The organism is Planctomycetota bacterium (assembly GCA_039182125.1).
Classification (GTDB): Bacteria; Planctomycetota; Phycisphaerae; order Tepidisphaerales; family Tepidisphaeraceae; genus JBCDCH01.
In genome coordinates this window covers 17,136-30,277 of the sequence record JBCDCH010000010.1, presented here as the reverse complement: position 1 = coordinate 30,277, position 13,142 = coordinate 17,136, and the positions used below count along the sequence as shown (strand labels likewise).

Genomic DNA, 13,142 nt, shown 5'->3' with positions numbered 1-13,142 from the left:
GGCACCCATCCCAAACAAAACCGGCGGCGTGTGTCGATGACACACGCCGCCGGTTTTTCACCAGAAGCCCAAAACGGTTACTGGGCCTGAGCCGCCGCACCGAGCGGGAGCAGGAGGCCGAACTCATCATCCGCCGGGTCGGCCAAGAGCATGTTCGCGCCCGGGAACGTGCCGACCGATTCGAACCGAATGCCGTCTTCGGTCGCATACGTCACGCCGCCGCCGGGGGTCAGATTCTTGAGCAGCGTTGGTAGCGTGGGCAGGATCGGGTCGATCGGATCAACCTTGAACAGGTCGGCACCGCCGTTGATGCCACGGGTGAGCGCGATGTAAACGGCGTACGCCTTCGGTGCCGTCGTGGGCACGTCGTAAAACTGCACGCCGCGTAGCTCCGTGCCTTCGGCCTGCATGGACATGGCATACTGCTGGAAAGCCGGGTTGTCGAGGATCGACCCGCCCGCGTCCATCGCGTTGGCGGCAGCCGCAGCGCTCTGGGGTTGCAGCGCGGCGAACAAGTAACCATCCTTCACCGCGAACGATGGCGAGAGCACCGGCGTGCCGAGGTAGTACACGTCGACCCCGTCGATCGTCGCGCGGCGGGCATCGAAGTCGATCGGGTCGTCGCGACCGATCTGCGAGCGAGCGCCGTTGACCAACGCGGTACCGAGCATGACGAGCGACGTGCGGAGCTTGTCCTCGTCCTTGACCTTGTTGACGGCGATCCACCCGCCGATGCCGGTCGCGACCGAATCGCTGCGATAGACGGCCCATTCGGAACCGAGCTGCTGGAAGATGTCACGCTCGATGTTGCGACCCACGAACAGATTGGCGAACCCGAGTCCCTGGCGGATGCCCGCGTCGGCTTCGGGATCGATCGCGGTCGCGGTGGCTTTGAGCGTGTCGAAGAACGCCTGCAGGTCGAACTTGTTGGCGTTGACGAAGTTCGCGTCCTGCGGCACGGCGGCGAGCAACGCGGTGTCGAGCGAGCCGTCGTTGAACCCGAGCAGACCGCTGCGCGGGGCCGGCGACTTGAGAAACGCGCGGGTGTTCCACAGCCCATCCCATTGCGCGTCGAAGCCGGCGCTGGCGGCGAAGTACTCGATGCCGGACAGGCCGAGCGTGTCACGTAAGATCGGCCAATTCTGCTGTGCCTCGAGATCATCGCCATTGGCAACGGCGTCGTCGATCAAGCGAAGCAGTCCTTGCACGTCGATGTAGGTCACGACATCACGGCCGCCCTCGGCACCATCGCCGACCGACGTGGTCGCCTCGACGAACTGTTCGTCATCGGCCAGCGCCGCCGCGCCGTTCGCGGCCTCGACCATTTCGAGATCTTCATAACCGAAGTACATCATCACGTACCGGTCGTCGTTCTTGAGCAAGGCGCGGAGGATGTCCTGGTCGAAATCGCGGAAGAGTTGCTCGAACCGGCCGCGGACTTCGAGCACTTCGTCGCCGGCGTCGATGATCAGCCCGATGCGCGGGGCCGGCTCGCCGGGATCGAAGGCGTTCTCGCCAATGCCGCCGAAGAACAACGCGCCCGGCTTGTCGGCCAGCACCTCCACCAGTTCGCCGATGTGAGCCACCAGCTCGCCGGCCCGCTCGTCTTCACGGGCAATACGGTCGGCGATCCGCGGCACGAGCACATCCAGCACCGCCGGCAAATTGCTCGCGTCGAGCAGGTTGCCCGCGGGCGTTCCTTCGATCTTCTCGACCATGGCCTCGTTGCCGGACCAGCCGACATAAACGTTGGTCTGCGCCGGGACGCGGTCGGCCAGCGGCGCGCCGAAGCCCAGCACGGGGGTCAGAATGGTCGCGGCGGCCAGAACGAGCGGCCGAGTCAGGGTTTGTAGTTTCATCAATTGGTCTCCTTTTTGTTTCCCAACATGTCTGCCATGCAGCAGGCGATGCAAGGTTGCGGGTGCGTCGAACAATCGCAAGTGGTGGGTCATTCCTCGGGTCGACGAACACCGACCCGACGCTTTGTCTGCGAGTGCCCGGTCGCTTTGTCGTGCAACGGATGCCCACTTGGTCCGCCGAACCCCCACGACAGGACGTGAGCGTGTCCGGGCTAAGCAGGCCGGGTCACCGGCGTCTAACCACTTCGGCATTTGGCACGCTGCGGAACGAGCTTCGCAATCGGCTTGGCATGAAATCACCCAAACCTCTCGGCTTTTTCCTGCTCGCCGCGTCCCTCCTCACCACCGGCCTCGTGTCCGGTTGCGCTTCGGGCGACGACACCGTCTCGCTGCAAGCAGCCACACGGCCGGCAACGCAGCCCTCGACACGCGCCGCGCTATCCAACGACGCAGACGAAATCGAAGTCGTGGAGATGGAGCCGGGCGACGACATGCTCAAGTACGCCCCTGAGCCGGTCCGCGATGCGTTCATGAGCGAATTCCCGGACGCCGAGGTGATGGAAATGGAGATGCAGGTCGACGAGCTGGGTGAAGAAGCTTACTACATCGGCTTCTACGACGGTCGCGGCATTCACCCGCAGAAGCGCCACAGCTTCCGCCGGGTTCGATTCAACCGTCGCGGCGGCATCTGGAACAAGCGATCGCGGTTCAAGTCGCGCCGCTACTACCGCGGTTACGGCCGGGGCTTTAGCCGGGGTCGCGGCGGCCGGCGTCGCTAAACCCACCCAGGAAAGCCCACGACGAGGCCTGCGGTACTGAACCGCAGGCCTCGTCTGTTTTCACGTCCACAAAACCCACCGGAAGCGCGGTGTGCGATCGCATGACCACCGAACGCATAGAGCACATCGGCAACTACACGCGACTCTGTGCTCTACGCCTCTTCACTGCCGCGGGCATCTTGCCTTCGGCGGTGTCGCTGGCTTTCCAAACCCAATCGGCAACGACACTTGTGCAAGCGCGACAACCGATGTGTCGCGGCATGAGCGCCAATGTTATCGGGCACTTGGGCCGTTACGACTGCCGGCGCGGGCGGACCTGACTCGACCGGGGAAGTCACGTCTAACCACTTCGGCATTCGGCCGCTGGTGGAACCGACTTCGCAATACCGCGAAGAATGATCACACCCCACCCTCGCGGCTCTCTCGCGATGACCGTATCTGTTCTGTCAATCAGCATGCTCACCGGCTGTGCACAGAAAAGCGCCACCTTCAGCGACGCAGGTCAAACACGTTCCACCGTACCACGGGTCGCTTCGCCAGAGACGCGGCCTTCGACCGCCGAGCTGATGACCGACGATGACATGGAGATCATCGAGGTCGACGAGCACGAAGACATGCTCGCCCACACCCCCGACCCGGTACGCAAGGCATTCATGGAAGAGTATCCCGACTGCGAAATAGTGCAGATGGAGATGCAAGTCGACGAAACCGGCGAAGAGGCGTACTTCATCGGGTTCTACGACCCCCATGCGTCCAACATTGGCGAGCGCGAGAATCTCCAACTTGTGCGCTTCGATGGCCATGGCAATCACTGGAACCGTCACTCAAGGTTCCATTCACAGAGAGTCTTCCGCGGACGTGGCTTCCGAGGCCAAGGTTTCAGGGGCCGCGGATTCCGTGGTCGCGGATTCAGGGGCCGCGGGTTCAGGGGTCGCGGGTTCAGGGGTCGCGGGTTCAGGGGCCGTGGGTTCAGGGGTCGTGGGTTCAGGGGTCGTGGGTTCAGGGGTCGCGGGTTCCGTAGCCGTGGTGGCTTCCGCAGTCGTGGCCGAGGGCGCGGTCGCCGGTGATCAGCACGCCGGCGCCAAGGGTTTTCACTTCCGACAAGAATCTCAGAAAGCGTCGTATACTGTCGTATGGCCACCGCACCGCGTGTCGCTGATCCTGCCCTCCAACCCACCGCCGAGAAAGTCGCCACCGGCGAGCCGCTTTCCTTCGAAGACGGAATGGCTTGCTTCGCGTCCCGCGATCTCCACGGCGTCGGACGCATGGCCAACTTCATGCGTGAACGTCTTCACGGCAACCGCGTCTTCTACAACCGCAACCGCCACATCAACTACTCCAACGTCTGCGCGCTGAGCTGCAAGTTCTGCAGCTTCTACCGCAAGCGTGGCGAGGCGGGCGCTTACGAGATGCCCGTCGAGCAGGTTGTCGCCACCGCCCGCAAGGCCTACGACGAAGGCGCGACCGAAGTCCACATCGTCGGCGGCCTGCACCCCTGGCTCAAGTTCGACTACTACCTCGACTTCCTGCGTGGCATCCGCAGCGAGTGCCCGGGACTGCACGTCAAAGCGTTCACCGCGATCGAGATCGTTCACTTCTCACGCATCGCCCGGATGAGCGTTCGGGAGGTGCTCGAACAGCTCCGCGACGCCGGCCTTGGCAGCTTGCCCGGTGGCGGTGCGGAAATCTTCGACGATCGCGTTCACGACGAGGCGTTCAAAGGCAAGGTCCGCGCCGACAAGTGGTTCGACGTCCACCGCAACGCCCACGACATCGGCCTGTTCACCAACGCGACGATGCTCTACGGCCACATCGAGGGCAACGAGGAACGCGTCAATCACATGATCAAGCTCCGCGAGCATCAGGCGGAGTCGCTCGCCAACGCCGGGCTCGACCCCGATGTCGCGCCGACGCAGGACGGCACCGATGTCGATGCCGCGTACTTCAACTGCCTCATCCCGCTCAGCTTCATCCCTGAGCACAGTGAACTCGGCGAACTACCCGGCCCGACCGGCCTGACCGACCTGCGCACCCTCGCCCTCGCCCGGCTCATGTGCCAGAACATCGCCCACATCAAGGCCTTCTGGGTCATGCAAGGAACCTACCTCTCGCAGGTCGCGCTCAACTACGGCTGCGACGACCTCGACGGCACCGTCGTCTGGTACGACATCACCAAACGCGCCAACAACCTCAACGCCGGCGACGGCACCAACAAGCAACAACTCCACGTCGGCACCATCCACCGCCTCGCCACCGAGTCGGGTCTCGAAGCCGTCGAGCGCGACACCATCTACCGCCAAGTCGTCCGCGACGAATCCACCGACGCAGTCCTCCAACCCAAGGACTTGGTCCACGCCGCAGCGTAATACCAGTTTTCGAAGTCTGCTAACATGCCGGCCAGATGGAGCCGTGGGGGTACAAGTTCCGACGCAAGACCTGCCTGAGCAAGCTCGCCGTGGCGACCGGGCTGATCGGCATTGGTGGTGCAGCGGCGGTGTTCCTACCAGCAGGCGCGGCGGCAGGGGCGGTAGCCCTTGGTGGCGCGGCAGCCGGCGAGGCGCTTGGCGGTATCGGCGGCAACCTTTTCGCCTCGATCTTCGAGCGTTGGTTCCCCGACGACTCGCTCACCGCCACGGAGAAGCTCAACCACGACGTCGAGTTGGTCGTTGGCAAGACGATCGAGGGCGTCATGCGAACGCTCGTCCGCGAAGGTTCGCCCCACGCAAAACTCTACGAACATCTCTTGAAGTACGAAGTCGCTGCCGAGTGGCGTGGGATGCTCATCAAGCACGACGTGGCCAGCGACCTTGAACTGCCCGACCCGCAGGGGCTTCTCGTCGCCGCTGCCGAAGCACGTGAGAGCGGCACCTCCGACAAACTTCCCCCTTGCCTCGACGAAACGACCTGGCGGCGATGGCTCGTGAAACTCGCCCCGCACCTCAAACACAGCAAGGGCTTCGGCGACAGCCTCGACGAACTCGCACCCGCGCTGGTCGAACGCTTCCACTGGCACCTTGTCGAAGCCCTCAAGCACGACTTCGCCAACGACGGTCAGGCCTACGCCGCCATCCAGCTCGCCACCAGTCACGCCACCCTCGCGCTGGCGCGGCAGCAGAAGCAGCAGCTGTCCGACCTCAAGCTCAAGCTCGACAACATCGAGCAACACGTCACGGGCCGCGCCAGCATCATCGCCGCCGTCCGGCTCGACGAACAGCAGTTCAAACAGTTCGCCGACGCTTTTGCCGAGATCGGAACCAAGCTCGACACGCTGCTCCACCTCGCCCAGGAGATTGCCAAGGAACAGGCCAAGCACACCAAGCTCATCGACACCAACGCCCGGCTCGTCGGCATGCTCGACGACGCCGGCAAGGAAACCGACGCACTGCGGGCCGAGCGCGACCGCCTGTATGAACTGCTGAAGAAAGCCGAGTTGGAAGCCGATGCCGGTGACACAGCCTACGCTGCCGCCCTCGCCGCCGCCGAGCGGGAGAAGAACGTCAACGCGATCCTCGCCCTGCTCGTCCCCGCCCATGATGACGAACTTGAACGCGTGCGCCGCAAACGCACGGCCGAGGCCGCCGACCGTGAGCATGAAAATCACAACCTCGTCACCGGCTGCCTACGCATCATCGAACAGCAGTTGGTGACCCTCGCCTTCGCCGCTGCCCAGCAGCGCCTACTCGAAACCCTCACGCTCACCGGTGACGAGTTTGTTTTGCTTGCACACCTCGCCCGTACCCACCTCGCGCTCCACGAGTTCCCGGCGGCCATCGACGTCCTTCAACGCGCTCAGGCCTTAGTAAATGACGACCGATCCCGAGCGTGGATCGCATGCGAGATTGGCAACGTGGAAAACGCCACCGACGGGTCCGCCGCCGCGCTACGCCGAGGCGCTCGACATCGCCCGCCGCATCGTCGAACAGTTCGGCGAGACGCCACAGGCGCTACGCGACGTCGCAAGCAGTCTCCAGCGGGTCGGGTACTGCACGGCTCTGACCGGGCACAAGGACGAAGGCCTCGCCGACCTTCGGGAGGCGCTCGACATCTTCACCCGACTCGTCGAGCGGTACGGCGAGACGTGGGAGAGCCGGAACGACATCGAGAAGACACAGCAGCCCATCGAGGCGGTCGAAGCGTTGCCGTGACGCCGACCCGCCCCGATGATCCGTGTCGCCGGGCGATTGCGGTAGATTCGCGGCTTTGCCCGTTCTGTCCTCCGCTGCATGAAGTTCTGGTAGTGTGTCGGCATGCCCGAGGCTTTGGAGTATGCGCACGGCAAGACGGCACGTCGGCGATGGAAGCCGGCACTACTGGTCGGCTTGCTCGTGCTGGTCAGTGTCGGTGCTTGGCAGGCTGACCGCTTGCTCGGCTATCTCAGCGACCTGCAGCGGGCCCACCATCGTCGCGCGGCCGACCGGGCGTTCGAGGCGTTGATCGCCGGCGACACGGTCGGCGGCGATGAGCCGGTCTATCGAGACATCGAGCCGCCCGGATCGCTTCCAGATCAATATCCGCGTTTTGCCGCAGATGCTCCAACGCTCGACGCGCGGTATGACGTACGGCCGGGTCCGACGGCGCTCGCCGCCGTGAACGGTCACATCGCACTCGCCAACGAGCCACACCTGAAAGCCAAGCGTCTGCTGGATGCGTTCCCGCGTTACGACCCGTTGCCCGACGAAGCGGTCGCGTTGGTCATGCCGATCGTCGACGGGGCCGACGAAGGGACGCTGCTTATCACGATCGAGCCGTACCGCATCACCGTGGCGACCGGGCCGACGCGGGATGTCGCCGGCGCCATTGACCCGATGGTGCGTTGGAAAGCCTCACTGCCGATCAACCGCGGCCCCAACGACAAACTCACGTTCTTCCCCGCGGTTGTGAAAGCGTCGGAAATCGAGCTGCCGTTCGAGATCAATGGCGAGCCCGGCGTACTCGCGATCATCCCGCCGGAGAGCACACCGATCGACGATTACCGTTGGCCCGACACCATCCGCGACGGACGCGTCGACTGGCGTGCCACGCACGGTCAGATCGGGCCAACACGGGTCTGGCACCTTGCGCCGCCGGACATGACCGTCGTCGACTTCCCCGGCATCTGGCAAACCACCCATGTCGACGGCGACGTCAGGCATATCACCACCGAGCCCGGCGGCGATTTTCTGATCTGGTTCGACGACCGCTGCCTGCGATTCAACCCGGATACGGGCAAGGCGGTGGATTGGCTCGCGATCGGTGGAGTGCGAAAGAAGCTCAGTCCCGGACTTTGGCCACTTTACGAAGACTGGGAGAGAGACTCCGAGAATCGGGGCCAGATTCGCAACACCAAAACCGGAGCGATCGTTGATCGCATCAACGGCAGCCGCCTGATCCATTTTCACGAAGGCTTTATCGAATCCGATCGAGACACCAACACGCCACGGTATCTGAACGCCAACGGAATTCACCCGCTGCCGGCCGACGATGTGCCGGACTACTTCGACTTCATCTGGCCCCACTACCTTTGGAACGACCAGACGAACCGCTTGCTAAACCTCGATCGTGCCATAAGCGATCCCGCCAACACACAATGGGAACCCTTTACCATTACCGATGACGTCGCAACTTATGACTCGGCGAGTTACCTGGCCTTGATTGATTCCATCGGGCTGATCGGTGTTTCGAGCGACACGCTCACAATCTCGCCGGTAGCCGCCCAGTCCGAGCCACGCAAGTTCTACACCACCGGCATCCATTTCCGCCGCATCAAAAGCGTCTTCGGTCAACGCGTCGTTCTCGACGGCCACACGGGCCGTGACCGATTCATGGTGGTCGACTTCGGCACCGAACCGCCAACGCTTCACCGCCTACCCAAGACACCGCACTCATGGAGCGCGACCATCTCAGGCGACGGCCGGTACCTGATCACCCACGGCAGCGAGGACGGCCGACTCGACTGGATCGAACTGCCGTGAGGCATCCTGTAACAAGGGTTGCCCCCGCATATGCGGCTCTGAACTGCTGACTCGTTGCCGTTGCGAAACAGGTCGGGTTTTGATGTGGGCTGATGGTGCAATGGTCGTGTTCGATTTCGCCCTGCTGGCCGATACGGTGATGACGTGCCGCGCGTTTCCATTGTCATTCCGACGCACAACCGCGGGCCGCTGCTTGGCGAGACGCTTGCGTCGGTGCGGGCACAAACCTTCGGCGACTGGGAGACGATCGTCGTCGATGACAACGGCACCGACGATGCGGCCGACCGGGTTGCGGGGCTCGGCGACGACCGCATCGCGTACCACAAGCTTCTCGGCGAGAACGGCGGTGCGCCAGTCGCACGCAACTTCGGCCTCGATCGCGCGGCCGGCGAGTTCGTGCTCTTCCTCGACGATGACGACCTGATCGAACTGACTTGCCTCGAACATCGACTCGATGCGTTCACCGACAAGTTGGATGCCGTCGTCTTCGGGTGCCAGCTTTTCGAACACGAGCCAGGGGATGTGAACTGTCTTTGGAACGTCCTCGACAACAGCGTGGACGATCTCGATCGGTTCCTCGCACTCGACACGGTCTGGCAGACGAGCAGTCCGCTCTGGCGACGATCGGCGGCCCCACGCTGGCTCGAGGGTTTGCCCAGCCGACAGGACATGGAGTACCACGTTCATGCCCTGTGTCGGGGGCTGCGCTACGCGAAACACGACACCATCGACCTCCACTATCGCATCACCGGTGCGACGCGTCGGAGCATCAGCGGCGACTCGTTCAACAAGCAACACGCCCGCGCCATGCCGGGGTTCGTGCAACACTTGAACCAACTGCTAACGGAGCATGATCGACTCACGCCGCGACGGCAATTGCTGTTGGAAGGCCTCGGCTGGCAGGCCGTACGGACACTCGCCGAGCGTGTGCATCGCCGCGACGCGCGAACGGAATGGACCGCACTTCGGCGCGCGGGCGTGGTCAACTGGCGACGGTACGTGCAAGGCTTGCCGACGATGTACGGCCGCGACCCACGGAGCACCAAACGCCGGGAAGACAAGCTCCGCACGAAGTGGCCCGCCGAGATGTTCCCGCAGCGTGGCAGGACCATGCACGCCGCTCCCGCCGACCCGGACCGCCCGCCGGCGATCACCGCGCTGGTCCTGACCCGAAACGATGGCCCGACCATCGACGCGGTAATGGAATCGCTCAAGCGTCAAACAACACCGGACCGCGAGATCCTCGTCGGCGATCGCGGCAGCACCGACGACACCATCGCTCGGCTGCAACGCTGGTCCGAGCGGGACGTGCGGACCAAGCTTGTCGATGTGCCCGAAGACGAAAAGTCCGCCCGTGCCGCATTACTGGACGCGTGTCGATCCGAATTGCACGTTTGGGTAAACCCGGTAAACCCACTGCCGCACGATGCCCTGCAAAAACGGGTCGCCGAGACTCGCACGTAACCCATGTCCACGCCCCGCGTCAGTTTCGTCATGTGCGTCCGCAATGCGGCGCGACACCTGCGCGAGCAGCTCGACTCGATGTTCGCACAAACCTTCGGCGACTTCGAGGTCGTGCTCTTCGACGATGGCTCGACCGACGCGACCCGCAAGATCACCGCGTCATACACCGACCCACGTTTGCGGTTCGAGCCGAGGCCCGCGGGCAACTACGTCGAACGGCTCAACCAAGCGTTGCAACTGGCACGTGGCGAGTACATCGCGCGGGTCGATGGCGACGACATCACCGACCCGAACCGGCTCGCCGCGCAAGTCGCATTCCTCGACGATCATCCCGGCATCGTTGCCGTTGGCAGCGTGATGATGGAGGTCGATCCGTACGGCGTGCCGCTGGGCCTGACCGATCACGCGACCGGCCACGCCAAGATCGAGAAACGTCTGTTGCGAGGCAGCGGCTGGGCGATGCCGCAACCGGTCACAACACTCCGAAAGACCGCCGCCGACGCGATCGGCGGATACAGGCCGGAGATGAAGTGGGCCGAAGATCTCGACTTCTTCCTGCGGCTCGCAACCATCGGCGATCTCGCCAACCTGCCGACGCCGTTGGTGAAGTACCGCCGACATCTCGCGAGCAACAACAGCACGAAGATGGACGAACAGAACCGGCTCAAGCGGATCATCCTCGCCGACGCGCGGCGTGATCGTGGCATGCCGACCGACGATTTCGAGCTTGAACCACGCACCGATCCGCCCGCCGAGAAGCGGCTGGAAAACTGGACATGGAACGCGCTTCGCAACGGTCGTCCCGACGCGGCACGCAAGCACGCGTGGAACCGGTTGAAGATGCGGCCGGCCGAACTGCTGTCATGGAAGTTGCTCGCCTGTGCGGTCCGCGGCTCGTAGTCGCACGGTAAATCATCTCTGATCAACCGCCGAGCATAAGGCGGTCGCGGAAACGGAGCAGTCCACGCCAGGCCTTGCGGCCGAGCAGCGTGTACTCGCCGGGCAGCTTCACCGACGCACGACCGCCGTAAGCCAGCGCGTCGGTCGGGGCATCGGTCGGCACGTCGTCGAGACGCACCGTGAGGCGATACCAATTGCGTTCGGGCATACCGGTGATCGGGTGCAGCGGCACGGGACCGCCCGCGTTGCTCGACAGCGCTTCGTCCGGGAGTTGTCGGCTACCCGCAGGCGCCAGTTCGGTGACGGTGCCACGCAAGAGAAGATCGGGCCGACGCTCAGGGCGGACCCAGACCTCGTCACCGACGTTGACGACGCTGCCGGCCATGGTGGATTCGTCGAGTACCGCATGCACATGCCACGGGCCTTCGACCACTTTCGCCGCCGGCTCGCCGGGCATCACCCACCGGCCGATGTCTCGCCGCGACAGCGTCGACACAAGCGTGCCGTCGGCCGGAGCGCGGACGGTCATGCGGATCTGTTTTTCCTCGATCAGTTCCCAGGCACGGACCTTGGCCGCGTGTTTGAGGAGCGCCTGCCGGACGGCGGCGGCGTCTTCACCGTCGGCGGCACGAACGCGCGCTTCCGCAACGCGGACTTCCTGCTTCGCCACAGCAAGCTCGGCGTCGAGCTGCGGATTGTCGATCCGCATGATTTCCGCACCGGCCGGGATCAACCGCCCCGCCTCCAACGCGACGGCTTCCACCAACCCCGCCTGCGGCATCGTCAACTCGTGCTCCGCCGAGCCACGGATCACGCCGACCGCCGACGCATGTCCCGGCGTCGGCGAAAAGATCAGGATCGTCGGCAACGCGAAGACCAACAACACGCCGAGCGCGACACCGCGCTTCCGAGCGGTCGCCGTGCGCGGATCGAACCAGAGAAACTTGCACGTCCGGCTGATCGCGCCGAACAGTTCACTCACGCAGTAGAACGCCGCGAGGCCGATGCCGATGAGGAAGAACTTGGCCGCGATCGTCGCACAGATGCTCAGCACCAGCACGACCCGGTAAATGCCACAGGCGATCGCGAAGACAACGAAAAAGATCCGCATGGCGATCCCGTGCGGTGCGGTCGCGGTCGTGACGCCGAGGGTGGCGCGATTGAACAGTGAAAGCGTGTATGCCGTCGATCGGCTGCGCAGGTTGGGAACGCGGATCAGGTCGCTGAGAATGAAGTAACCATCGAACCGCATCAGCGGGTTGGCGTTGAAGAGCAGCGTCACCGCACTCGCGACGAAGAACGTCTGGAACGCGAAGAAGTTGAGCATGCCCGGCGGTGTCGAAGCCCAGACGAACAACGCCGCGGCGGCGACCCAACTTTCGAAGTACATGCCCGCCAACGACACGGCGATCCGTCGCCACTGGCTCACGAAACCCCACGCCGCCGATGCATCCATGTAGGCACAAGGCGTGAGGATGATGAAGTACGCCCCCATCTCCGGCACCTGCCCGCCGAAGTGCTTGCAGCAGTAAGCGTGTCCGAACTCGTGGACGGCCTTGAGTCCGATGAGGATGATCCAGCCGAGCAGGATTCCCTGCAGGCTGAGCATGCCGGAGAAAGTGTTCGCCAGTGCCTCCCATTGCCGCGCGACAGTGATGGCGGTGATGAACATCAACACGGCCCAGAACATCAGTGCGACCGGATGAAACAGCGGTGCGAACCAGTGCTTGGTCCGCTCGAGATAGTTGTCGGGATTCCAGAGCGGCACGCGGAGGAAAAGGAAACCCTTGACCATCGCGCGGCGTTTGCGGGTCTGGTTCTGCTCGTGCCGTTTGTACAACGCGTTGGCGTCGTTGATCGGCAACATGAGAAAAGTCAGCCGGTGCAGTTGGAGGATGAACTTGTAGAACGACTCCTCGCGTTCCGGCGAAAGCACACCCCGACCGGCAAGCTCGGTAAAGACTTCGCCAAGCGGACGAGTTCCGGTCAGCCGGCTGAGCACGGCGTAGTCGCCGGCATCGAAGCTGTGGCTCTGAAAAGTGATCGGGTCACGCACGACGTAGCAGACTTCGCCGTGAAAGACGTGTCGCGAGACGTGCAGATCGCTGCGCAGACTGACGGTCACCTCGCGGAGCTGATCGGCGAGGGAGCCTGTGGCGGGTTGTGCGGGAGCGGTGCTCACGTTCGAT

General features: G+C 63.8%; 9 protein-coding genes. 6 read left to right on the top strand and 3 right to left on the bottom strand.

Going from position 1 to position 13,142, the window contains the following annotated elements; translation table 11 throughout:
- Positions 1-77 precede the first annotated feature (77 nt).
- Positions 78-1,859: a hypothetical protein gene (locus AAGD32_04210; GenBank protein ID MEM8873444.1), complete on the bottom strand. Its 1,782-nt coding sequence runs from the start codon at positions 1,857-1,859 to the stop codon at positions 78-80.
- A 290-nt stretch (positions 1,860-2,149) separates the two neighbouring features.
- Between AAGD32_04210 and AAGD32_04205 the strand changes: the two genes are divergently transcribed.
- Positions 2,150-2,638, top strand: a complete 489-nt coding sequence (locus tag AAGD32_04205) for a hypothetical protein (GenBank protein ID MEM8873443.1) — start codon at positions 2,150-2,152, stop codon at positions 2,636-2,638.
- A 446-nt stretch (positions 2,639-3,084) separates the two neighbouring features.
- On the opposite strand, the gene AAGD32_04200 is transcribed toward AAGD32_04205, so the two are convergent.
- Complete coding sequence (locus AAGD32_04200; protein MEM8873442.1) at positions 3,085-3,441, bottom strand: hypothetical protein; 357 nt, start codon at positions 3,439-3,441, stop codon at positions 3,085-3,087.
- Positions 3,442-3,771: 330 nt separating this feature from the next.
- On the opposite strand from AAGD32_04200, the gene AAGD32_04195 reads away from it, so the two are divergent.
- From AAGD32_04195 to AAGD32_04175, 5 genes are all read left to right on the top strand, one after another.
- Entirely contained in the window at positions 3,772-5,004 is a 1,233-nt protein-coding gene (locus tag AAGD32_04195) for a CofH family radical SAM protein (protein ID MEM8873441.1), read from the top strand.
- Positions 5,005-5,039: 35 nt separating this feature from the next.
- A complete protein-coding gene (locus tag AAGD32_04190) occupies positions 5,040-6,995 on the top strand; it encodes a hypothetical protein (GenBank protein ID MEM8873440.1) in 1,956 nt (651 codons plus the stop codon).
- A complete protein-coding gene (locus AAGD32_04185) occupies positions 6,886-8,589 on the top strand; it encodes a hypothetical protein (protein MEM8873439.1) in 1,704 nt (567 codons plus the stop codon). The genes AAGD32_04190 and AAGD32_04185 overlap by 110 nt, the downstream gene beginning before the upstream one ends.
- Positions 8,590-8,733: 144 nt before the next feature.
- A complete protein-coding gene (locus tag AAGD32_04180; GenBank protein MEM8873438.1) occupies positions 8,734-10,053 on the top strand; it encodes a glycosyltransferase family 2 protein in 1,320 nt (439 codons plus the stop codon).
- A 3-nt stretch (positions 10,054-10,056) separates the two neighbouring features.
- Positions 10,057-10,953, top strand: coding sequence for a glycosyltransferase family A protein (locus tag AAGD32_04175; protein ID MEM8873437.1), 897 nt, complete (start codon positions 10,057-10,059; stop codon positions 10,951-10,953).
- Between the two features lie 22 nt (positions 10,954-10,975).
- Here AAGD32_04175 and AAGD32_04170 read toward each other — a convergent pair whose 3' ends face one another.
- Complete coding sequence (locus AAGD32_04170) at positions 10,976-13,135, bottom strand: hypothetical protein (protein MEM8873436.1); 2,160 nt, start codon at positions 13,133-13,135, stop codon at positions 10,976-10,978.
- Between the last annotated feature and the right edge of the window lie 7 nt (positions 13,136-13,142).

Coding starts and splice junctions, on each gene's coding strand:
- AAGD32_04210 (MEM8873444.1), bottom strand. CDS start 1,859: ATGAAACTACAAACCCTGACTCGGCCGCTCGTTCTGGCCGCCGCGACC.
- AAGD32_04205 (MEM8873443.1), top strand. CDS start 2,150: ATGAAATCACCCAAACCTCTCGGCTTTTTCCTGCTCGCCGCGTCCCTC.
- AAGD32_04200 (MEM8873442.1), bottom strand. CDS start 3,441: ATGGCCATCGAAGCGCACAAGTTGGAGATTCTCGCGCTCGCCAATGTT.
- AAGD32_04195 (MEM8873441.1), top strand. CDS start 3,772: ATGGCCACCGCACCGCGTGTCGCTGATCCTGCCCTCCAACCCACCGCC.
- AAGD32_04190 (MEM8873440.1), top strand. CDS start 5,040: ATGGAGCCGTGGGGGTACAAGTTCCGACGCAAGACCTGCCTGAGCAAG.
- AAGD32_04185 (MEM8873439.1), top strand. CDS start 6,886: ATGCCCGAGGCTTTGGAGTATGCGCACGGCAAGACGGCACGTCGGCGA.
- AAGD32_04175 (MEM8873437.1), top strand. CDS start 10,057: ATGTCCACGCCCCGCGTCAGTTTCGTCATGTGCGTCCGCAATGCGGCG.